This window comes from Amycolatopsis sp. CB00013 (assembly GCF_001905755.1).
Taxonomy (GTDB): domain Bacteria; phylum Actinomycetota; class Actinomycetes; order Mycobacteriales; family Pseudonocardiaceae; genus Amycolatopsis; species Amycolatopsis japonica.
Map to the genome: position 1 here is coordinate 512006 of NZ_LIWC01000001.1, position 22401 is coordinate 534406.

14 protein-coding genes are annotated in these 22401 nt (G+C 71.5%); 13 read left to right on the top strand and 1 reads right to left on the bottom strand.

Annotated elements, in window-relative coordinates; genetic code table 11:
• Positions 1–195: 195 nt before the first annotated feature.
• From dhbA to AMK34_RS02275, 13 genes are all read left to right on the top strand, one after another.
• Positions 196–945: a 2,3-dihydro-2,3-dihydroxybenzoate dehydrogenase gene (gene dhbA / locus AMK34_RS02215; RefSeq protein WP_073842575.1), complete on the top strand. Its 750-nt coding sequence runs from the start codon at positions 196–198 to the stop codon at positions 943–945.
• A 130-nt stretch (positions 946–1075) separates the two neighbouring features.
• A complete protein-coding gene (locus AMK34_RS02220; RefSeq protein WP_073842577.1) occupies positions 1076–2269 on the top strand; it encodes an isochorismate synthase in 1194 nt (397 codons plus the stop codon).
• The gene (locus tag AMK34_RS02225) at positions 2266–3888 is read left to right on the top strand and encodes a (2,3-dihydroxybenzoyl)adenylate synthase (protein WP_073842579.1); all 1623 of its coding nucleotides are present in this window, start codon (positions 2266–2268) and stop codon (positions 3886–3888) included. Before AMK34_RS02220 ends, AMK34_RS02225 begins: the two co-directional genes overlap by 4 nt.
• Entirely contained in the window at positions 3885–4556 is a 672-nt protein-coding gene (locus tag AMK34_RS02230; protein ID WP_038514460.1) for an isochorismatase family protein, read from the top strand. The genes AMK34_RS02225 and AMK34_RS02230 overlap by 4 nt, the downstream gene beginning before the upstream one ends.
• Entirely contained in the window at positions 4553–4786 is a 234-nt protein-coding gene (locus tag AMK34_RS02235; RefSeq protein ID WP_038514458.1) for a phosphopantetheine-binding protein, read from the top strand. The genes AMK34_RS02230 and AMK34_RS02235 overlap by 4 nt, the downstream gene beginning before the upstream one ends.
• A complete protein-coding gene (locus tag AMK34_RS02240) occupies positions 4783–5637 on the top strand; it encodes a siderophore-interacting protein (RefSeq protein ID WP_073842581.1) in 855 nt (284 codons plus the stop codon). The genes AMK34_RS02235 and AMK34_RS02240 overlap by 4 nt, the downstream gene beginning before the upstream one ends.
• 27 nt (positions 5638–5664) lie before the next feature.
• The gene (locus AMK34_RS02245; protein ID WP_038514453.1) at positions 5665–6669 is read left to right on the top strand and encodes an ABC transporter substrate-binding protein; all 1005 of its coding nucleotides are present in this window, start codon (positions 5665–5667) and stop codon (positions 6667–6669) included.
• Complete coding sequence (locus AMK34_RS02250) at positions 6666–7649, top strand: FecCD family ABC transporter permease (RefSeq protein WP_038514450.1); 984 nt, start codon at positions 6666–6668, stop codon at positions 7647–7649. Before AMK34_RS02245 ends, AMK34_RS02250 begins: the two co-directional genes overlap by 4 nt.
• 38 nt (positions 7650–7687) lie before the next feature.
• Positions 7688–8668: a FecCD family ABC transporter permease gene (locus AMK34_RS02255; RefSeq protein ID WP_073844515.1), complete on the top strand. Its 981-nt coding sequence runs from the start codon at positions 7688–7690 to the stop codon at positions 8666–8668.
• Positions 8665–9441: an ABC transporter ATP-binding protein gene (locus AMK34_RS02260; RefSeq protein ID WP_037336902.1), complete on the top strand. Its 777-nt coding sequence runs from the start codon at positions 8665–8667 to the stop codon at positions 9439–9441. Before AMK34_RS02255 ends, AMK34_RS02260 begins: the two co-directional genes overlap by 4 nt.
• The gene (locus AMK34_RS02265) at positions 9435–19340 is read left to right on the top strand and encodes a non-ribosomal peptide synthetase (protein ID WP_073842583.1); all 9906 of its coding nucleotides are present in this window, start codon (positions 9435–9437) and stop codon (positions 19338–19340) included. Before AMK34_RS02260 ends, AMK34_RS02265 begins: the two co-directional genes overlap by 7 nt.
• Positions 19337–20743 (top strand): DHA2 family efflux MFS transporter permease subunit, encoded by a 1407-nt coding sequence (locus AMK34_RS02270; protein WP_073842585.1) that lies wholly within the window; start codon positions 19337–19339, stop codon positions 20741–20743. The genes AMK34_RS02265 and AMK34_RS02270 overlap by 4 nt, the downstream gene beginning before the upstream one ends.
• On the top strand, positions 20730–21767 hold the full coding sequence (locus AMK34_RS02275) for a 3-deoxy-7-phosphoheptulonate synthase (RefSeq protein ID WP_073842587.1): 1038 nt from the start codon (positions 20730–20732) through the stop codon (positions 21765–21767). Before AMK34_RS02270 ends, AMK34_RS02275 begins: the two co-directional genes overlap by 14 nt.
• A 134-nt stretch (positions 21768–21901) precedes the next feature.
• On the opposite strand, the gene AMK34_RS02280 is transcribed toward AMK34_RS02275, so the two are convergent.
• Positions 21902–22333, bottom strand: coding sequence for an SRPBCC family protein (locus AMK34_RS02280; protein ID WP_073842588.1), 432 nt, complete (start codon positions 22331–22333; stop codon positions 21902–21904).
• Positions 22334–22401: the final 68 nt, after the last annotated feature.

The window sequence follows — 22401 nt, forward strand, 5'->3', positions numbered from 1 at the left end:
AGGGACCCAGAGTCCCTCAAGGAGGCCTTCACGGACCGCGGCCATGCACACACGGACCGCATGCACGACGGCAATTTTGCCGTCCAGGCTTGAAGAAGGAGTGGCCCGAATCACCGGTGTCGGTCCCTCGCTTTGTCCGGTTCGGCCCGCTAGCTTAGGCAAGGCTAAGCAAACGGGACGTGGGGTGGTTGTGGCGTGGAAGGGATCGAGGGCAAGGTCGCGCTCGTCACCGGAGGCGCGCGCGGGATCGGGGCGGCCGTCGCGGACGGGCTCGCCGAGGCCGGTGCGATCGTGGCAGCGGTGGATCTGGTCGAAAGCGCTTCCCGGGACGGGGTGACCTCGTTCGTCGCGGACGTCGGGGATCCCGCCGCCGTCGCGCGGGTGGTCGGCGAGGTCGAAAGCGAACTCGGGCCGATCGGGATCGGGGCGTCCGTCGCGGGTGTGCTGAAGCCCGGGTCCGTTTGCGACACGAGCGACGAGGACTGGGCGGCGACCTTTGCGGTCAACTCCACCGGCGTCTTCACCGTGCTCCGCGAGATTTCCCGCCGGATGCTGCCGCGCCGGAGCGGTGTGCTGGTGACGGTCGGGTCGAACGCGGCGGGAGTCCCACGCAGCGGGATGGCCGCGTACGCCGCTTCGAAGGCCGCGGCGACCATGCTGACCCGCTGTCTCGGGCTCGAACTCGCCGGTTCCGGCATCCGCTGCAACATCGTCTCGCCCGGCTCGACCGACACCGACATGCAGCGTCTACTGTGGACGGACGAGAACGGCGCGGACCGTGTCATCGCGGGAAATCCGGAGCAATACCGTGTCGGCATACCACTGGGCCGGATAGCCGAACCCGCCGATATCGCCGACGCCGTCCTGTTTTTGGCTTCCGATCGCGCTCGGCACATCACGATGCAGAACCTCTACGTCGACGGTGGCGCGACGCTCCGCGCGTGATCTCGATGACGCAACGAAGACTTTTCGGGTCCGTACGATTAGGTTAGGCTAACCGAAAAGTCGGCGCTTTCGTGTTGGGGTATCACGGGCGCCTGTTCGGTCAGTAGTATTCGCGAAAGGGAATCCAGTCGTGTCCTCACCTGCACCGGCCCGACCAAGGCCGGTCCATCAGGCGGCCGATCTGCTGGCGGCGTACCTGCCCGGATCGTTCTACTACTCGTCCGCTCGAGGATCGCTGCTCGCCGACGGCGTGTACGCGCCGGTCCACGCGGCGCCGGGCCGGCGTGCCCGTGCGGCCGCCGAAGTCCTCGACGCCGCTCTCGTGGCGGGAGTGACCGAACCCGTCGTCGCCGGCGCGATCGGATTCCGGCCCGACGCGCCGAGCAGCCTGGTGGTTCCCGCCCTGGTACGCAAGGCAGGACCACCGAAGGCGAGTGGTCCGGTCGCCCCACTCGGCGGGAGCTGGACGGTGTCGCCGCGGCCCGCGCCGGAGGTCTACACCACTGCCGTGGCGAGGGCGCTGGACGAGATCCGCGACGGTGACCTTCGCAAGATCGTGCTGGCCCGCTGTCTCGACGTCACCGGCGGTGACCCCGTCGCCGTGCCGCGGCTGCTGGCGCGTCTCGTCCACGCGGACCCGGCCGCCCACGCTTTCGCCGTCGACGTCAGCGCACCGGGGGATCCCGCGCCGCGCACCCTGATCGGCGCGAGCCCGGAGCTCCTGGTCTCCCGCCGCGGTCGCGTCGTCACGGCCAATCCGCTCGCGGGATCACGGCCGCGGGTGGCCGACGACGTCGAAAACGCCCGCCGCGTCGATGATCTGCTGGCGTCCGAAAAGGACCGTGCCGAACACGCGCACGTCGCCGCCCAGGTGGCCGAAGTGCTGAGCCGGTTCTGTGTCGACCTCGACGTTCCCGCCGAACCCGAAGTGATCGGCACGCCCACGATGTGGCACCTCTCGACCAAGATCAGCGGACGGCTCGCCGACGTGACCGACGCAGGTTCGTCCGCGCTCGGGCTGGCCGAGGCCTTGCATCCGACACCGGCTGTCTGCGGAGTCCCGACCGGACTCGCCCGCGATACCATCGCCGCGCTCGAACCCGAGGATCGCGGCTATTACGCGGGTCTCGTCGGCTGGACCGACCAGGACGGTGACGGCGAATGGGTCGTCACCATCCGCTGCGCCGAAGTCCGCGACCGGACCGTCCGGCTGTTCGCCGGAGCGGGCGTGGTGGCGGGTTCCGATCCTGCGGCCGAACTCGCCGAGACCGGGGCGAAATTCGGCACCATGCTGCGGGCCCTCGGTCTGGAGGGAGTGGAATGACCGCCGACCACGTGCCCTGGCCGCCGGAAACCGCGGCGCGCTACCGGGCTTCGGGATACTGGCGCGGCCAGACCTTCGGCAAGCTGCTGACCGGCCTCGCCGAGGCCTACGCCGAGCGTCTCGCCGTGATCGGCGAGAACGCCCGCTGGACGTTCGCCGAACTCGACGAGCGGGCGCACCGGCTCGCCGCGGGATTCACCGGAGCCGGGATCCGGGCCGGTGACCGGGTCGTCGTCCAATTGCCGAACGTGCCGGAGTTCGCGTCCGTCGTGTTCGGACTGTGGCGGGCAGGCGCGCTGCCGGTGTTCGCGCTGCCCGCGCATCGCGCGAGCGAACTACGGCATTTCGCCGAGCAGAGCGAGGCCGCGGCGATCCTGACCGTCGGCGAACACGAACGGTTCGACCACGCGGCCATGGCCCGCGCGGTCGCCGCCGAGATCTCCTCGGTGCGCAACGTCTTCGTCGTCGGCACGGAGGAATTCGCCGTGCTCGAAGCGGCGACTCCGCGCGCCCTTCCGGATCCCGATCCGGCAGGCGTCGCGTTCCTCCAGCTGTCGGGCGGGAGCACCGGCCTGCCCAAGCTGATCCCGCGCACGCACGACGACTACCTCTACAGCGTCCGGGAAAGCGCCCGGATCTGCGGGCTGCGCCCGGAAAGCGTGTACCTGGCCGCGTTGCCGGTCGCGCACAACTTCCCGCTCAGCTCACCCGGTCTGCTCGGCGCGCTGCACGCGGGCGCGGCCACGGTGTTCGCGCCGCGCCCCGACGCCGACACCGCGTTCCGGCTCATCGAGGCCGAAGGTGTGACGATCACCGGGCTCGTGCCGCCGCTGGCCGCCGCGTGGGCGCAAGCGGCCGGGCGGACCACCCGCGATCTGTCCTCTTTGGACGTCCTGCTGGTCGGCGGCGCGAAATGCGCCCGTGAACTGGCCGAGAAGATCGGGCCCGCGCTCGGTTGTCGTCTGCAGCAGGTGTTCGGCATGGCCGAGGGACTGGTCTGCTACACCCGGCTCGACGACCCGGACGAGTACGTCCTCGCAACGCAGGGAAGGCCGATCTCGCCGGACGACGAGATCCGCGTCGTGAACCCGGACGACCCACTGTCCACTTCGGACGATGTGGTCGCGCAGGGGGAGATCGGTGCCCTGCTGACCCGGGGGCCGTACACGATCCGCGGCTATTACCGCGCCGAGGAGCACAACAAGACCGCGTTCACCGAGGACGGTTTCTACCGCACCGGTGATCTCGTGCGGCGGCATCCGTCGGGACATCTGGAAGTGGTCGGCCGGGCCAAGGAACAGATCAACCGCGGCGGCGAGAAGGTGGCCGCGGAAGAGGTCGAGAACCACCTGATGGCCCACCCCGGCGTGCTCGACGCCGCCGTCGTCGCGGTGCCGGACCCGTACCTGGGCGAGCGCACCTGCGCCTACGTCGTCCCCGCGGCCGGCGCCGAACCCGCCGCGGCGGAGCTGCGCCGGTTCGTCCGCGAGCGCGGGGTCGCGGCGTTCAAGGTGCCCGATCTGGTCCAGGTGGTGCCGGAGTTCCCGGTGACCGGCGTCGGCAAGACCAGCAAACGCGAGCTGCGGGCGGCGCTGGCCGCCCTGGCGAAGGAGAAGTGAACGTGTCGCTGCCCAAGATCGAGCCCTACGCCCTGCCGACGGAGGCCGAGCTGCCCGCCGGACGGGTCGGCTGGAAACCCGACGCCGCCCGTGCCGCGCTGCTGGTCCACGACGCGCAGCGGTACTTCCTCGCGCCGTACGCGGGATCCCCGGTCCCGGAGATGGTCGCGAACATCGCCGCGCTGGCCGACGCCGCCCGTGCCGCGGGCGTCCCGGTGTTCTACACCGCGCAGCCCGGTCACCAGGCCGCCGAGGACCGCGGCCTGCTCACCGAGTTCTGGGGCGACGGGATCGGCGCGGTCATCGACGACGATCCGGCCGCGGCCGACGTGGTGGCCGAGCTCGCCCCGAAACCGGGGGACAAGGTCCTGACGAAGTGGCGCTACAGCGCGTTCCAGCGCAGCACGTTCACCGAGCAGCTCGCCGAAGCGGGCCGGGACCAGTTGCTGATCACCGGTGTCTACGCGCATATCGGCTGCCAGGCCACCGCCGTCGAGGCGTTCATGCGCGACATCCAGCCGTTCCTGGTCGGCGACGCGGTCGCGGACTTCTCCCGCGAACGCCACGACCAGGCCTGCGAGTACGTCGCCCAGCGCTGCGGCGCACTGACCACCACGGCCGCCGCGCTCGCCGCGCTGGCCCCCATCCACGCGGGAGCACAGCGATGAGCTTGACCGTCCAGAAGATCCACGCCGACGTCGCCGAACTGCTCGGCTGCGACCCGGCCGAGCTGAAGCCGGAGACCGACCTCACCGATCTCGGCCTCGACTCGATGCGGATCATGGGCCTGGTCGAGCAGTGGCGCACCGAGGGTGCCGACACGCTCGAATTCGCCGACCTCGCCGAGCAGCCGACCCTCGGCCACTGGACGCGGGTCCTCACCGGGAGCGCGACGTGAGCCGCGCCGACCATCGCCACCGGCACTTGGAGCGCATCGCCGAGGTCCGTGCGGGACGGCATGCGGAGAAGGTTCCGTATCCGATCCGCATCCGGCAGGCCGAGGTCGTGCGTACCGAGATGATCGGTTCCGGGCTCCTCCGGGTCACGCTCGGCGGACCGGGGACGGCGGGTTTCGAGGCGCATTCGCCCGACGAACACGTGAAGATCCTGTTCCCCGAACTGGACCCCGAGCCGCGGCTCCCGGTGCAGGACGGTGACATGCTGCGCTGGCCGAAGCCGTCGCCGACGTCGCGCGAGTACACGGTGCGCCGGTACGACCCGGCTTCCGGGGAGCTCGACCTCGACGTCGCGCTGCACGAAGGCGGGCTCGGCTCCGGCTGGGCCGAGAAGGTCACGCCCGGCACGCCGGTGCACGTCGCCGGTCCGCCCGGCGGGCTGATCGTGCCGCACACCTACGACCGCTACCTGCTCGCCGGTGACGTCACCGCGCTGCCCGCGATCGCGCGCTGGCTCGAAGAACTGCCGCGTACCGCCGCGGGCTGGGCGTTCATCGAGGTCACCGGCGCGAGCGAGGAGATCGAGCTCTCCGCGCCCGAAGACGTCGAGGTGCACTGGCTGCATCGAGGCGACATCGCGCCGGGCGCCTCCGATGTCCTCGCCCGTGCGGTCCAGACGATCGAGGTCCCCGCAGGGGAACGGCTCTACGCCTGGGTCGCCGGCGAAGCGGGGCAGATCAAACCGCTGCGCCGCTGGCTCAAGAACGACCTCGGGCTCGGCAAGGACGACCACGACGTGACCGGCTACTGGAAACGCGGCGTCGCGGACTTCGACGACGAGCACGACCACTGATCCCCACCAAGAAGAACGAGGAAATCCATGCGCACCACTAGAACCCGACGCCTCGCCGGAGCGATCGCGCTCGCGCTGACGGTCGCGACCGCGGCCACCGCCTGCGGTGCGGGCGAAGACGGCAAGGCCGCCGACGGCGGTCAGACCCGGGTGTTCGCCGCCGACAACGGCCAGATCACCATCCCGGTCTCGCCGAAGCGGGTCATCGCCACCGGCTACGCCGTGCCCGCCCTGCTCGAAGCGGGCGCGCCGCTGGTCGGGGTGTCCAGCTGGAAGCGCGGGATCCCGCTGTTCAACGAGCAGGAGCGCAAGAAGTACGACGAGCTGGCGAAGGTCGCGGGCGAGTCGGCGTCGGAGACGAACTACGAGGCGATCGCGCAGGCGGATCCGGATCTCATCGTGATCGGCGTGCCGAAGCCGGTGCTCGCCGACATCGACATCAAGCGCCTCGAAGCGATCGCGCCGGTCGTGGCGATCGGCCCGTCGGTTCCGTCGATGTGGCGTGAGCTGTCGCGCAAGCAGGCCGACGCCGCCGGCGCGGCCGCCGGATTCGACGCCCTGAAGACCGCGTACGACACCAAGGCCAAGGCGCTGGCCGAGAAGTACAAGGCCGTGGTGCCGCAGCTGAAGCTGGGCCACGTCGGTGCCTACGGCGAGGTCGCCAAGGGCAACTTCCAGCGTGAGTTCAACGGTTCCTGGGGTACCAACATCGCGCAGGACATCGGTGCCACCTACTACGGCCAGGTCAAGGTCAAGGGCGGCGGCTCGAAGGACGTCAGCGAGTACCCGTCGATCGAGGAACTGTCGACCGCGTTCGCCCAGGCCGACGCGATCACCTACTCGGTCGCCGCCGACGGTTCCGTGCCCGCGCCGGTCAAGTACGTCCTCGATTCGCCGCTGTGGAAGGAACTCCCCGCGGTGAAGGCGGGCAAGGTCTACCCGTTCCGCTTCACCGAGGCCGCCACCTACCGGGCCGCGACGTCCACTTTGGACGCCGTCGACCAGGCGTTCGCGCCGCTGCTCAAGCAGTGACCACCACCGGGCGGTCCGCGCTGCTCGGCGCCGCACTGCTCGGGCTCGTCGTGGTCGCCGTGCTGAGCGTCGGCATCGGCGCGCACGCCATCGCCCCCGGCGAGGTCGTGCGCGCCCTGCTGGGCGAGGGGAATCCGAGTGACCGGGCGGTGGTCCTGGACATCAGGATGCCGAGGGCGGTGCTGGCGATCGGGGTCGGCGCGGCGCTCGCCGTCGGCGGCGTGCTCGTACAAGCCCTGTCGCGCAACGCTTTGGCCGAACCCGGCGTGCTCGGCGTGACCGCCGGGGCCGGGTTCGCCATCGCGGTGGGCTCTTCGTTCGGCCTGGCCGCGTCGGCACCCGCCGAACTGGGTCTGGCGGTGCTGGGCGCGGTCGGCGCTTCGGCGCTGGTGTACGCGGTCGGCAGCAAGTCGCCGTTGCGGCTGGTGCTCGCCGGGACCGCGTTGAGCGCCGTGCTGCTGGGGCTCACCCTCGGCCTGCGGCTGCTGTTCCCGGACACCTTCGACGTCTACCGGTTCTGGTCGGTGGGTTCGCTGGCCGGTCGCGAACAGGCGCCGACGACGGTCCCGCTGATCGTCATCGGCCTGTCCCTGCTGGGTGCGTTCGCGGTGAGCCGTCAGCTGAACGCGATCGCGCTCGGCGAGACGGTCGCGCATACGCTCGGCGCGAACGTCGCGCGCGTCCGGACGGTCACCCTGCTGCTGATCACGCTGATGGCGGGGGCGGCGACCGCGCTGGCCGGGCCGATCCTGTTCGTCGGGCTGATCGTGCCGCATCTGGCCCGGCGGGTGGCGGGCGCGTCGATCCCGTGGCTGATCGCGTTCGCCGCGCTGCTCGGCCCGGTCCTGATGCTGGCCGCGGACGTCGGCTCCCGGGTCCTGCTGCCGACCGGTGAGGTACCGGTGGCGATCGTGACCGCGTTCCTCGGCGGCCCGGTGCTGATCTGGGCCGTCCGCAAATACGGGGCGGCGCCGCTGTGAGCACACTCGTCCTGCGGCGCGGGCGGTTCTCCGCCCGGATGGAACGCCGCACCCTCGTCTTCCTCGTGGTGATGCTGGTGGTCATCGCCGGCCTGACGCTGCTCGGCCTCTGCTACGGCGCGGCGTGGGCGAGCCCCGCCCGCGTGTTCGCCGCGCTCACCGGATCCGGTGGCGGGCCGGGCGTGGTCATCCGCGAATGGCGGTTGCCCCGGGTACTGGCCGGGCTGGTGTTCGGTGCCGCGCTCGGCCTGGCGGGCGCGATCTTCCAGAACGTCACCCGCAACCCGCTCGGCAGCCCGGACGTGATCGGTCTCGACGCCGGTGCGTACACCGGCGCGCTGTTCGCGATCACCGTGCTCTCGGGCACGTCGACGCAGCTGACCATCGGTTCGGTGCTCGGCGGCGTGATCACGGCGGCCATCGTCTACGCGTTGTCGCTCGGTGGCGGGTTGTCCGGGCTGCGGCTGATCGTCATCGGGATCGCGATCAACGCGATGCTGACCGCGTTCAACTCGTGGATCGTGCTGCGCGCGGAACTCGAGATCGCGATCGCGGCCGTCGGCTGGAACGCCGGTTCCCTCAACGGGGTCGGCTGGGACGACGTCGCCATCCCGTTCGCGGTGCTCGCGGTGCTGTTCGTCGTGCTGTTCACCAGGGCGCCGGCGCTGCATCAGGCCGCGCTCGGTGGTGCGCTGGCGGTCACGACCGGGGTCCGCTGGGACCGGCTGCGGCTGGTCCTGGTGCTGATCGGGGTCGGCTGCACGGCCACCGTCACCGCCGTGGCGGGCCCGATCGCGTTCATCGCGCTGGCCGCACCGCAGATCGGACGGCGGCTGGCCCGCACGCCCGGTATCGCCCTGCTGCCCGCCGCCCTCACCGGCGCCGTGCTGCTCACCAGTGCCGACCTGGCCGCTCAGATGTTGCTCGCGCCGGAATCGCTGCCGGTCGGTGTGGTCAGCACCGTGATCGGCGGCGGCTACCTGATCTGGCTGCTCACCAAGGAGGTTCGGCGCACATGAGTGCCCGCTTGACCGCTCGGGACCTGACCCTGCGCTACGGCGACCGGGTCGTGTCGACCCGGCTGAGCCTCGACGTGCCCGACCGCGCGTTCACCGCCGTCGTCGGACCGAACGCGTGCGGCAAGTCCACCCTGCTGCGCGCGTTCGTCCGGCTGCTGCGCCCGTCGGACGGCGAGGTCCTTCTCGACGGCAAGGACGTGGGTTCCTTTCCCGGCAAGGGTTTGGCGCGGGAGCTCGGGTTCCTGCCGCAGGATCCGGTCGCGCCGGAGGACGTCCGCGTCCGCCAGCTGATCGCGCGTGGCCGGTTCCCGCATCAGTCGCTGTTCGCCACCTGGTCCGAAGAGGACGAACGCGCGGTGCTCGACGCGATGACCGCGGCCGGGGTGGCGGGACTGGCCGACCGGCCGGTGCAGGAGCTCTCCGGCGGGCAGCGTCAACGCGTGTGGGTGGCGCTGGTGCTGGCGCAGAAGACGCCGTACCTGTTGCTCGACGAACCGACGTCCTTTTTGGACATCGCGCACCAGTACCAGTTGCTGAGCCTGCTGGCACGCCTGCGCGACGAGGGCCGCACGGTGATCGCCGTCCTGCACGACATCAACCAGGCCTGCCGGTACGCCGATCACCTCGTCGCCCTGCGGGACGGCCGGATCGTCGCCGAGGGCGCGCCGTCCGACATCGTCGACGCGGAGCTGATGAAGGAGGTCTTCGATCTCCCCAGCGTCGTCGTGCCCGACCCGGTGACCGGAACCCCGATGGTGGTGCCTTCATGCTGAATCTGACCGGTGCCCAGCTGGGGATCTGGACCGCGCAGCGCCTCGAACCCGACTCGCCGTATTACGTCGTCGGCGATGTCATCGAAATCGTCGGCGACAAGGCGGTCGACGTCGTCGCGCTGACCGGAGCGATCCGGGCGACCGCCGAGGAGGCGGACAGCCTGCGGCTGCGGGTTTTCGAGACGCCGGACGGTCCGCGCCAGGTCGTGTCGGAAGACGTGCAGCCACTGCCGGACGTGGTGGATCTGCGCGGTGAGGCCGATCCGGTCGCCGCCGCGCACGAGCGGGTGGACGCCGAACGCCGCCGGGTAGCCGAAGCGTGCCGCGGGATGGTGGACCGGCCGCTGTTCGCCCATCTCGTGCTGCGGCTGTCCGACTCGCACGTGTGGTTCACCCAACTCGGGCACCACCTGGTGTTCGACGGCTACACCGCGGCGATGCTCGCCCGCCGGACGGCGGCCCGGTACACCGCTTCGGTGCAGGGCAAGGACGTCCCGGCTTCGACGTTCGCCCGGTTCGCCGACCTCGTCGAGGCCGATCGCGCTTACCGCGAGAGCGAACGGTTCGTCCAGGACCGCGAGTACTGGCGGGAGCGGTTCACGCCGTTGCCGGATCTCGACGACGCGGACAGCGCGTCCGGCCCGCCCGAGCATACGGTCACCGCCCGGTCGGTCCTGCCGCATTCGGATGTCGCCCGGCTTCGTGAACTGGGCAAACGCGCCGGGACGACGTGGGGTGACGCGCTGATCGCCTGCTACGCCGCGTTCCTGCACCGCGTGCTCGGCTGGACCGACGTCGTGTTCGCGATGCCGTTGATGTGCCGTGAGGGCGCGGCGCTGCGGACCCCGGCGATGGCGGTCAACGTGCTGCCGCTGCGGGTCGGCGTGCTGCCGCAGGACACGGGAACCGAGCTGACCGCACGGGTCGCGGGCGCGCTGAAGGAAATGCGCACGCATCAGCGGTATCGCGGGGAAGACCTGCCGCAGGATCTCGCGGTGCCCGGCGCCGGGGCGCTGCTGCACGGCCGCGGCATCAACCTCAAGGCGTTCGACCTGAAGCTCGACTTCGCGGGCTCGCACGGCACGATGCGCAACGTCGCGGGCGGGCCGCCGGAGGACATGGGACTGTCGGTGCTGCCGACCGCGGACGGCGGGCTGCTGCTCGGGTTCGAGGTCGACGCGCGGACACACGACCAGGCCGCCGTCGACGCCAAGCTGACCGCGTTGCGCTGCCTGATCACCGCGCTGACCGAGCCGGACGGCCCGGCGGTCGCGGGTGCGGACCTGATCCCGGCGGGGGAGCGGGACACGGTGCTGGAGGCGTGGTCGACGCCCGCGCCCGAGAGTGAACTCCTTGGCGTACCTGAACTTCTCGACCGGCTGGATCCCGAACACACCGCACTGGTCTTCGGTGACGAACGGCTGACCGCGGGCGAACTCGTCACGCGGGTCCACCGCCTTGCCCGGGCGCTGCGGGCTCGCGGCGTCGGAGCGGACGACGTCGTCGCGCTGGCCCTGCCGCGGTCCGCGGATCTCGTCGTCGCCCTGCTGGCGGTGCTCGACGCCGGAGCCGCCTTCCTCCCGTTGGACCTGGCGCATCCCGTCGAACGCCTGCGGGAACTCGCCGCCGAAGCCGGCGCGGTGCTCACGGTGGCCCACGACCCGGGAATCGTGCCAGGGCCTCAACTCCTGCTCGGCGAAACCGATCTGTCCACTCTAGACTCTTCACCGCTGGGGATTCCGCGCCATCCGGAACATCTTGCGTACGTCATCTTCACCTCCGGCTCGACCGGACGGCCCAAGGGCGTCCTCGGCCGGGTCGGCGGACTCGCGACGCTGCTGCGCCACCACCGCGCGACCACGGTCGCCGAGACCGAACGCGCCGCGGGCAGGCGGCTGCGCGTCGCACACACCTACTCGTTCGCCTTCGACTCCGCGCTCGACCAGCTGATGTGGCTGCTGTTCGGACACGAACTCCATGTCTACGGCACCGATGTCGCGCGGGACGCCGACGAACTGCTGGCCGCGTTCGCCCGCGACCGGATCGACGTCGTCGACACCACGCCCTCGATGGCCGCGCCGCTGGTCGACGCCGGACTGCTCGATGGCCCCGACGCACCCGCACTGCTCGTCCTCGGCGGCGAGGCGACTCCGCCCGCGCTGTGGCGACGCGTCGCCGAGTCCGGTGTCCGCGCCCGCAACATGTACGGCCCGACCGAGGCCACTGTGGACGGTGCCGGATCCTGGCTGGACGACGGGGAACCGACCATCGGTACCGCGGTTCCGGGCACGGCGGTCCGGGTGCTCGATGCCGCGTTGCGTCCCTCTCCCGTCGGAACGCCGGGAGAGCTGTACCTGGCGGGACCTCATCTGGCGCGTGGTTATCTCGGACGTCCCGGCGCGACCGCCGAACGATTCGTCGCCGATCCGTTCGGCGCGCCCGGCGATCGGATGTACCGCACCGGGGACCTCGTCCGCTGGGTGCCCGGCCGTGGACTGGAGTATCTGGGCCGTCGCGACGGCCAAGTGAAGGTGCGCGGTCACCGCGTCGAACTCGGTGAGGTCGAGGCCGCACTCGCTGCGGTTCCCGGAGTGCGTGCGGCCGCCGCGGCGGTGCGCGGGCCCAGGCTCGTCGGTTACGTCGTCGGCGTGGTCGTGCCGGACGAGGTCCGCGCGGCGCTCGCCGGGCGGGTGCCGGAACACCTCGTGCCCGCCGCGGTCGTCGTGCTCGACACGCTTCCGTTGACCCCCAACGGGAAGATCGATCGTCCGGCGCTGCCCGCCCCACGCGCGGCGGCCGGACGCGTCGCGGCCACCGACCGCGAACGGCTGCTGTGCGCCGCCATCGCCGAAGTGATCGGTGTCGACGAGGTCGCCGTCGACGACGACTTCTTCGCGCTGGGCGGCGACAGCATCACCGCGATCAGCGTCAGCAGCAGGCTGCGCGCGCACGGTCTCGATCTGCGTCCGCGTGACCTGCTGGCCCGCCGCAGCTTCGAGGCGCTGGCGGCGGCGAGCGCGGAGATCGGCGCCCCGGCCGGCCCGCCGGACGAGCCGGTCGGCGTGGTGCCCGCACCGCCGATCGTCCGCGCGCTGCTCGATTCGCATCCAGACGTCACGACGATCGCCGGGTACACCCAGTGGACCGCCGTCCGGCTCGACGAGGACCTTCCACCCGCCCTGCTGACCGAAGGCGTGCAAACACTCCTGGACCACCACGACGTCCTCCGTCTGCATTCAGAGGACGAAATGCGGGTCCGGGAACGCGGGGCGGTGAAGGCGTCGGACGTGGTCATCGAGACGACCGGCGAACCGGCCGAGGTCGCGGCGCGACTCGCGGAGTCCCTGGACCTCCGGGCCGGGGTGCTCAAGGTGGCGTTGCTGCCGGATCACCTCGTCATCGTGCTGCACCATTTGGCGGTCGACGGTGTCTCGTGGCGGGTTTTGCTGCCGGATCTGCGTTCGGCCTGTGCCGGTGAACCGCTCGACCCGGTGGGGACGTCGTGGCGGCGGCACGCGCTTCTCCTTGCCGAGCAAGGCACTTCCGGTGCCCGGCGAGGCGAACTCGACCACTGGCGTGGCGCGCTCGACGGTCCGCGCCTCGGCCACCGTCCGCTCGACCGCGGCGTCGACACGGTCGCGACCGCGCGGCGATCGGTCACCCTCGCCACCCCGGAGCAGACCGAAGCGGTGCTCACCGCGCTGCCCGCGGCTTATCGCGCCGGACCGGACGACGTCCTGCTCGCCGCGCTCGTGCTGGCTCTGCGGTCTTGGCGCGATGCCCCGGTCGAGGCCGAGACGGTGTCGCTCGAAGGGCACGGCCGCGACCATGACGGCCTGGACCTTTCGCGCACCGTCGGCTGGTTCACCGCCGAGTATCCCGTGCGCGTTCCCGCCGGTGTGGCGGCGGCCGGAGAGCTGCTGCGGGCCGCCAAAGAGGCCAAACGCGCGGTTCCCGACAACGGTGTCGGCTTCGGGGTCCTGCGGTACCTCGACCCGCTCACCCGGGACGAACTCGCCGCCGTCCCGCCGCCGGACGTCGTCCTCAACTACCTCGGCCGGTTCGCGGCCCTGCCCGGTACCGGCTGGCACCTGCCGGAGGAGGACCCGTTCGCGGTCACCGAACCGGACGCCAAGTCGCTGGAACAGGTGCTGGCGCTGAACTGTTTCGTCCGTGAGGACGGCCGTCCGCACCTCGCCGTCGAATGGACCGCGGCCGGTGCCGTTCTTTCTGAGGAAAGCGTTGCCGCGCTTCAAGAAGCGTGGTCACTCGCGCTGGAAGCGATGGCCGCGCACGCCGCCCGGATCGGTCCGGACGGCGGTGGGCTCACCCCGTCCGATCTCCCGCTGGTCGGCCTCGACCAGGCCGACATCGACGCGCTCGAACGCCTCGGCCGCGTCGAGGACGTCCTGCCCGCGACCCCGCTGCAGACCGGGCTTTCGTTCCACACCCTGGCGCGGGGCACCGAGGACACCGACGTCTACGTGGTCCAGGCCGTCACCCTGCTCAGCGGGGCGCTCGACGCGGACCGCATGCGCGAGGCCGCGACGGAAGTGCTGCGGCGACACCCGGCGCTGCGTGTCCACCTGCACACCACCGACGCGGGCGAGGTCGTCCAGGTGGTGCCCGCCGACGTCATACTGGACTGGCGGTTCGCGCACGCCTCGCCGGACCAGGTCGACGCCGAATGCCGCACCGAACTCGCCCGCCCCTTCGACCCGGCGACCCCGCCGCTGATCCGGTTCCTGCTGCTGACGCTCGGCCCGGACGAGCACCGCCTGGTGCTCACGAATCACCACGCGCTGCTCGACGGCTGGTCGATGCCGCTGGTCGGCCGCACCCTGCTGGCCACCTACGCCGAACTCGGCGGCGGCCCGGCGGCCCCGGTCGCGCCCCCGCTTTCGGAGTACCACCGGGTGCTCGGCGAACGCGACTCGGACGCCGCGCTGGAAGCATGGCGCGAGGCACTGTCCGGATTGGACGAAGGAACACGGCTCGCTCCGGCGAGCGTCGAGTCCACTGTGGAGCGTCCGGAACGCGTCACCGTGGAACTGGGCGGCGAGTTCAGCGAGCGGCTGCGCGCCTTCGCTCGCGAACGCGGCATCACCCCGACGACGGTGTTCCAGACCGCCTGGGGAGTGCTGCTCGCCAGGCTGACCGGCCGTCGCGACGTGGTCTTCGGCTGCCCGGTCTCCGGCCGCCCGGCCGACGTCCCGGGCGTCGAGTGCATGATCGGTCAGCTGGGCAGCACGATCCCGGTGCGCGTGCGGTTCGACGCCGCCGACACCGCGGCCGCCGTGCTGGAACGCGTGCACACCGAAAGCATCCGGCTCACCGATCACCATCACGCCGGGCTGCCGGGCATCCAGCGCGCGGCCGGCGTCGGCGACCTGTTCGACACGATGCTGGTGATGGAGAACTTCCCGCTCTCCAGCCGCGCCCGCACCACGCTGGCACCCGGGCTCGACCTCGTCGGCGTCGACATCACCGACGCGACGCACTACCCGCTCACGGTGATCGTGCTGCCCGGCGACGAGTTCACCGTCGGCCTCGGGTACCAGCCCCAGGCGTTCACCCGCGAGGAGGCCGAGTCCTACGGCCGCTGGCTGCGGGTGATGCTGCACGAGATCGTCGCGGACCCGGCGCGGCCGGTCTCCCGGCTGCGCGCACTCGACGCGGAGGAAGAACGCGCGATGCTGCGTCTCGGTGAGGGACCGGCACCGAAGCGCGAACGCGGCGGCATGCTGGAGGAGTTCGGCCGCTGGGTCCGGGAGACGCCGGACGCCGAAGCCGTCGTGTGCCGCGACAAGAGCCTGACCTACGCCGAACTGGACCGCCGCGCCAACCGGCTCGCGAACACCCTGATCGACGCCGGGGTGAAACCGCAGGACCCGGTCGCGGTCCTGTTGCGCCGCGACGTCGACCTCGTGGTCGCGCTGTTCGGCGTGATCAAGGCCGGTGCGGTGCATGTGCCGATGGACCCGGACTACCCGGCCGACCGGCTCGCCTACATGCTGGGCGACATCCGGCCCGCCGCCGTCGTGTCCACTTCGGACGTCGAAGGTCTTCCGGTGATCGACCCGGCCGAACTGTCCACTGAGGACTCGGATCCGGCCGTGCCCTCGAGTGCGGACGCGATCGCCTACGTCATTTACACCTCGGGCACCACCGGCAAACCCAAGGGTGTGGCGGTGCCGCATCGCGGTGTGCCGAGCCTGATCGCGTTGCAGGAGGACATCGTCGGGATCGGGACCGCCGAGCGGTATCTGCATTTCGCCTCGACGAGTTTCGACGTCGCGTTCTGGCAGTTCATGCTGCCGCTGCTGTCCGGCGGCACGTCGGTGATCGCGCCGGAGGAGGTGCGGGTCTCCGGCGACGACCTCCTTGCGTACGCCGCCGAACATCACGTCACCGGGCTCAACCTGTTGCCGTCGTTCCTGTCGGCGATGCCCGACGACGCGACCGTCGACCCGGACGTGTTCTTCGTCGTCGGCGCCGAGCGGCTCGACCCGGAACTGGCGCGGCGCTGGGGGAACCGGCGGGCGCTGTTCAACGCCTACGGGCCGACCGAGGTCACCATCAACTCGGTCACCTGGCACTACGACCCGGCCGACCCCGGCCCGCTGCCGATCGGCCGTCCGGACCCGGAGGTCCGCGCGTACGTGCTGGACGGTGGTCTGCTCCCGGTCGGCACGAACGTCACCGGCGAGTTGTACCTGGCGGGGCCGAAGCTCGCGCAGGGCTACGTCGGCCGGGCGGCGCTGACCGCGGAACGGTTCGTCGCCGATCCGTTCGGGCCGCCGGGGGAGCGGATGTACCGCACCGGCGACCTGGTCCGCTGGCGCCCGGACGGGCAGATCGTGTTCCTCGGCCGCGCCGACCACCAGGTCAAACTGCGCGGGTTCCGGATCGAACTCGGCGAGATCGAGACCGCGCTGACCGCGCACGACGACGTGCGGGCGGCCGCGGTGATCGTCCGCGAGGACCGGCTGGTCGCCTACGTCGTCCCCGTGGACGGCGCCGAACCCGATCCCGCCGCACTGCGCGAATACCTCGCCGCCGAACTGCCCGCGTACATGGTGCCGACCGCGTTCGTGTCGCTGGACCGGCTCCCGCTCGGCCCGAGCGGCAAACTGGACCGGGCTGCGCTGCCCGCGCCGGAAGCCCGCTCCGACGGCGGCCGGGAACCCGCGACCCCGGCGGAAGCCGTGCTGCTGCGGGTGGTCCGCGAGCTGCTCGGCTCCGACGTCGGCCTCGACGACGGATTCCTCGACGCGGGCGGCGACAGTATCGCCTCGCTGCGGGTGGTCTCCCGCGCCCGCCGTGAAGGGCTGCACTTGACCGCGCGCGACGTCCTCGAAGGCGGCACGGTCGCCGGGATCGCCGCACGCTGCGGTGAACCCGAACGGGCCGAGGAAGCCCCCGCGGTCGGCGACGCCCCGCTCACGCCGATCATGCGGGATCTGCTGCGGCGCGCGGGAAAGGCGGCCGACGGGTTCTGCCAGTGGGTCGAGATCTGCGTGCCTTCGGCGGACGACGTCCCTCGCTGGACCGCGGTGCTCGACGCCGTTCTCGCCCGCCACGACGTCCTGCGCGCACATCTGGTCGAGGACGCGCTTCGCGTCCCGGACGTCGGGGCCGTGACCGGTGCCGACGTGCTCACCACCGTCCGCGTCTCCGGTGATCCTCGCGCGGCGCTGGACGCGGAGGTCGAGCAGATCGTCGCGCGGATGGACCCGCGCACCGGACCGCTGGTGCGGGCGGTGCTGGCGGACGCCGGGGACCGGCCCGGACGGTTGCTGCTGGTGGCGCACCACCTGGTCGCCGACGCGGTGACCTGGCGCGTCCTGCTCGACGACGTCGAACAGGCCTTCCACGGCAACACCCTGCACCGGCGCGGCCAGTCGTTCCTGGGCTGGGCGCGGTCGCTGCGAGCGGCCGCGCCGCATCGAGAGGACGAAATGCGGCATTGGCAGGAGGTCGCCGCCGCGCCGGTGAGCACGCTCGGCAGGACCAGACTCGATCCGATGCGGGATACCGTGGCGACCGCGCGGCATCACCGGATCGACGTCGGCGAGGTGACGACCCACGCCGTACTCACCGCGCTGCCGACGGCCTATCGCACCGGGCCGGACACTGTGCTGCTGACGGCGCTCGCCCGCGCCGTCGCAGCCTGGCGGGGGACCGGCGCCGATCTGCTCGTCGCCGTCGAAAGCCACGGACGTCCGGGACACACCCCGGATTTCGCGGGCACGGTCGACCTGGCGCAGACCGCCGGCTGGTTCACCGCCGTGCATCCGGCGCGGATCGCACCGCCGTCCGGACCGGTGCCGGACGCGCTGCGCGCGGTGCGTGATCACCTGCGCGCGGCGGGGGACGGGCTCGGGCACGGGATTCTCGAGGTGGACGGCCCGCGTCCCGAGGTGGCCTGGAACTACCTCGGCCGCTTCCCCGCGCCGCCGAGCGAGGAGACCTTGTGGCAGCGTCCGCCGGACGCGGATCCGCTCGGTTCGGGTGGCGGCGCGGAGATGCCGGTGCCGTACGCGCTGACGGTGAACGCGATGGTCCCCGACGGCGGCACGCTCGGCGTCCGCTTCACCTGGCCGTCCGCGCTGTTCACCGAAGACGAGATCGTCGTGCTGGGCGAGCACTTCCGGCGTGAGCTGGACGCTCTCGCCGCCGACGTGCCGGGGCCCGGCGAGATCCTGCCGCTGACTCCGTTGCAGGAGGTGATCCTGCGCGAATCCCGGGCGGCGGACGAAGATCCGTATCGAGTGCAGGCGGCGTTCACACTGTCCGGCGAACTGGACGTCGAGGCACTGCGGTCGGCGGCGGACGCGCTGGTGCGACGGCAGCCGAACCTGGGCGCGGTGTTCCCGCCGTCGCACGAGGTCCAGGTGATCCCCGCCGAGCCGCGGGTCGGTTTCCGTGTGCGTGAAGTGTCCGAAGTGGACGCTGCGTTGGAGGAGGAGCTCGCGGAACCGTTCGACCTGGCGCACGGTCCGCTGTGGCGGGTCACCGTCCTGAGGCACGGCGCTCAGACGCTCGTGCTGACCAGCCACCATTTGCTGTCCGACGGCTGGTCCGCGCCGCGCATCCTCGGCGAACTGTTCGCGTTGTACGCGGGGAAGCCGTTGCCGGAGCCGGTGCCGCCGACGCGGTACACGCGCCTGCTCGCCGCGGCCGATCACTCGGCCGATGTCCGGGCCTGGCGTAAGGAACTCGACGGCCTGCCGGAAGGCGTCCACCTGCCGCGTTCCGGTGGTTCCGCCGATCCTGCTCTGTTCACTGTGGACGGTCGGCTGATCGCGGAACTGACCAAGCTGGGTGCGGCACGGGGGCTCACCGTCAACACCCTGCTGCAGGGTGCGTGGGCGGCCGTGCTCGCGACCCATGCCGGACGTCCCGACGTCAGTTTCGGGGTGATGACCTCGAACCGGACGTCCGATGTGGACGGTGTCGAAGACATCATCGGCCTGCTGGCGAACAGTGTCCCGGTCCGGGCCCGGTTCACCGGAACCGTCGCCGAGGCACTCGCCGATCTGCAGGCACGGCAGCAGGCGATGACCGCGCACCACCGGATGGGACTGCCGGAACTCGCGTCACTGGCCGGGCGCGAGCGGCTGTTCGACAGCCTGCTCGTCTTCGAGAACTACCCGGTCGACCCGGCCAAGCTGCGCGAACCCGTGCCCGGCCTGACCGTCACCGGGACGAGGTTCCGCGAACGCACGCACTACCCGGTGAGCGTCACGGTCGTTCCCGGCGAGCAAGGCTGGGAGGGTGTTCTGTACGCGAGGGAGGCCGACGCCCGGTCGCTCGCCGACGACCTGGTCGGGTATCTCCGGAAGCTGCCGTCCTGGCTCGACGGCGACGCCGCCGGGTTCGTGGGGGAGCGGTGACCGCGCGTCCGATCGACGCCGCGCTGTGGCGCACGGCGGCCGTGCTGGTGCTCGGCACCTTCATGGCCACTTTGGACAGCACGATCGTCTCAGTGGGCGTCGACACCCTTGCCGACGAGTTCGGTGCGCCGGTCACGGGTGTCCACTGGGTGACGACGGCGTATCTGCTGGCCGTGGTCACCGCCGTGCCGGCGTCCGGCTGGCTCGCCGACCGATTCGGCGGCCGTCGCGTCTGGCTCACCGCCGTCGTCGTGTTCCTGCTGGCGTCCCTGCTGTGCGCGCTGGCGACGACACTGCCCGCGCTCATCGCGTTCCGTGTCCTGCAAGGACTCGCGGGCGGTCTGCTCCCGCCGACCGGCCAGGCGCTGCTGGCGCGGGCCGCCGGACGGGACCGCATCGGCCGCGTGATCGCCGTCGTCGGCCTCGTGCCGCTCTTGTCGCCGGTGCTCGGCCCGCTGGCGAGCGGCACGATCCTCGCGGTCGCCGACTGGCCGTGGCTGTTCTACGTCAACCTCCCGATCGGTGTGGTCGCGGTTTTCCTGGCCCGGCGTTGGGTTCCCGAGAGCGAACCCGGGGGCAAGGGCGAGCGTTTCGACTTCCGGGGTGCGCTGCTGCTCTCGCCGGGGCTGGCCGTCCTGGTCTTCGGGCTCACCTGGTTCGACCAGGGGACACCGCTGGTCGCCGGGATCGCCGTCGTGCTCGGCGTCGTGATGCTGGCGGCGTTCGTGCGGCACGGTCTGCGGGTCGAAGCGCCTCTGCTGGATCCGCGGTTGTTCACCAAGCCGCCGTTCGGAGTGGCCGCGCTGGCGCTGGTGCTGCTCGGCGCGTCGGTGTTCGGCACGATGTTCCTGCTCCCGCTCTATCTCCAGCGCGGTCCTGGACTGTCCACTTGGGACACCGGGCTGCTGCTGGTGCCCCAGGGCATCGGCGCGGCGGCCGGTTCGGTACTGGTGAACCGGCTCGTCGACCGGATCGCGCCGCGCACCTTGGTGCTCGGCGGGATCGGGCTGGTCGCCCTCGGCACCGCCCCGTTCACCCAGCTCGGCCCGGGTCTCCCGGACTGGGTGATCGTGGTTTCCTTGCTGCTGCGTGGTTTCGGCGCGGCGCTGATCGGCGCGCCGGTGATGACGATCGTCTACCGCCGGGTCGAACCCGCCCGGCTGCCCCGCGCGGCCGGGGCGCTGAATCTGCTCAACACGCTCGGCGGTTCGATCGGCACCGCGGTGCTGGCCGTGGTGCTGCAGGCCCGGCTCGCCGCGCGCGGCCCGGATGTCGCCGCCGCCTTCGCCGACGCGTTCTGGTGTGTTCTCGGCCTCGCCGTCGTGGCGGTGGCCGGTGCGACGCGGCTGCCCCGGGCCGGGGAAGCCGCCCCCGACAAGGAGAAAGGTCATGCGGATGCTTGACCAGCTGCCCAGCCCGGCCGAGGTGGCCACGAGCGGCTTCGTGCCGGAGGAGATCATCCGGCACCGCGAGACCGTCGCCGACGTCCTCGCGCGGCGCGACTCGCGGCTGCTCGTCGTCGTGGGCCCGTGTTCGGTGCACGACACCGACGGCGCGCTCGAGTACGCGCACCGGCTCGCGGAGGCGTCGCGCCGGTTCGCCGACGACCTCGTCGTGGTCCTGCGTGCCTACCTGGAGAAACCGCGGACGATCGCGGGCTGGACCGGCCTGGTGCCCGACCCCACCCTCGACGGCAAGGGCGATCTCGCGTCCGGCGTCCGGATCGGACGGCGATTCCTGGACGACGCCGCCGCGACCGGGCTGCCGCTGGCGTACGAGTTCGTCGATCCGTTCCTGGCGCCGTACTTCGCGGACACCGTCAGCTGGGGCGCGATCGGCGCGCGGACCGTCGCCAGCCAGCCGCACCGGCAGCTGGCGTCGTGGCTGCCGATGCCGGTGGGTATGAAGAACTGCGTGTCCGGGCGGCTGGACACCGCCGTGGCCGCGGTCCGGTCGGCCGCGCTGCCGCACGTCTTCCCGGGCGCCGCCGCCGACGGACGGCCGCGGATCCAGCGCAGCGCAGGGAACCCGGACGCGCACCTCGTCCTGCGCGGTGGCCCGAAACCCAATCACCACGCGCACGCGGTCGCGGACGCCCTCGACGCGCTGACCGCCGCCGGGCTGCCGCACCGGCTCGTCGTCGACGCCTCGCACGGCAACAGCGGCAAGGACCACAACCGGCAGCCCGTCGTCGTCGCCGACCTGGCGGACCAGATCTCGGCGGGCAACGACGCCCTGGCCGGCGTGATGATCGAGTCGTACCTGTCCGACGGCAGGCAAGACGTCGGCTCCGCCCGCCCCCGGCCCGACCTGAGCATCACGGACGCCTGCCTGGGCTGGGAACGGACGGTCCCGCTCCTGGAGTCCCTCGCCTGTGCGAACGCGGTGCGGCGCCTGAGCGGCCCCGTCGGGTCACCCCGCGCCTAGCCGTTCCGGCGATCACGCGTGCTTGGACGGCGATCACACGTGATTGAAGGCGGAACTCGCGTGATTGAAGGCGGTCCGGCTCCAAACACGCGAGTTACGGCTTCAATCACGAGAGTTTCGGCAATGGACACGGGTCAAAGCGCTTCGAGGGTCGCCTTCATCGCCGGAACCAGGTCGTCGCCCATCTTCTCGAACTGCCGTTTGAGGAAGGGGTCCGCGAGTTTCGCCAGGCCGTGGAACTCGATGGTGGCGTGGTAGCTGACGGTCGTCGTGCCGTCCGCTTCGGAGATCGTCAGGTCGTCGGTGGACGTCGCGGTCTTGTTGCTGCCGACGAAGACGATCCGGTCCGGCTCCAGCCGGTCGAGCCGGTAGGTCAGCTCTGTCTTCTTGCCGCGGAACTCCGACACGTTGTGCCATTGCGAGCCGACGGCGATCGGGCCGGTGTCGGCGCGAGTGCAGGACACGGTGCCGGGGTCCCACGACTCGGCGTGCGCGAAGTCCCGCAGATAGCCGACGACGGTCTGGGCGGGGGTTCGGACGGTGATCGTCCGGTGCACGTGGACCATCACGACAACGCTACGCAGGAGGACCGGCTCCCGCAGCCTCAGCGAAACGCGTGAAGGCCTCCTTCTCT

Excerpts from the sequence above, each read along its gene's own strand:
- AMK34_RS02225 (WP_073842579.1), top strand. The coding sequence starts at position 2,266 with ATGACCGCCGACCACGTGCCCTGGCCGCCGGAAACCGCGGCGCGCTAC.
- AMK34_RS02235 (WP_038514458.1), top strand. The coding sequence starts at position 4,553 with ATGAGCTTGACCGTCCAGAAGATCCACGCCGACGTCGCCGAACTGCTC.
- AMK34_RS02245 (WP_038514453.1), top strand. The coding sequence starts at position 5,665 with ATGCGCACCACTAGAACCCGACGCCTCGCCGGAGCGATCGCGCTCGCG.
- AMK34_RS02255 (WP_073844515.1), top strand. The coding sequence starts at position 7,688 with ATGGAACGCCGCACCCTCGTCTTCCTCGTGGTGATGCTGGTGGTCATC.
- AMK34_RS02260 (WP_037336902.1), top strand. The coding sequence starts at position 8,665 with ATGAGTGCCCGCTTGACCGCTCGGGACCTGACCCTGCGCTACGGCGAC.
- AMK34_RS02265 (WP_073842583.1), top strand. The coding sequence starts at position 9,435 with ATGCTGAATCTGACCGGTGCCCAGCTGGGGATCTGGACCGCGCAGCGC.
- AMK34_RS02275 (WP_073842587.1), top strand. The coding sequence starts at position 20,730 with ATGCGGATGCTTGACCAGCTGCCCAGCCCGGCCGAGGTGGCCACGAGC.
- AMK34_RS02280 (WP_073842588.1), bottom strand. The coding sequence starts at position 22,333 with ATGGTCCACGTGCACCGGACGATCACCGTCCGAACCCCCGCCCAGACC.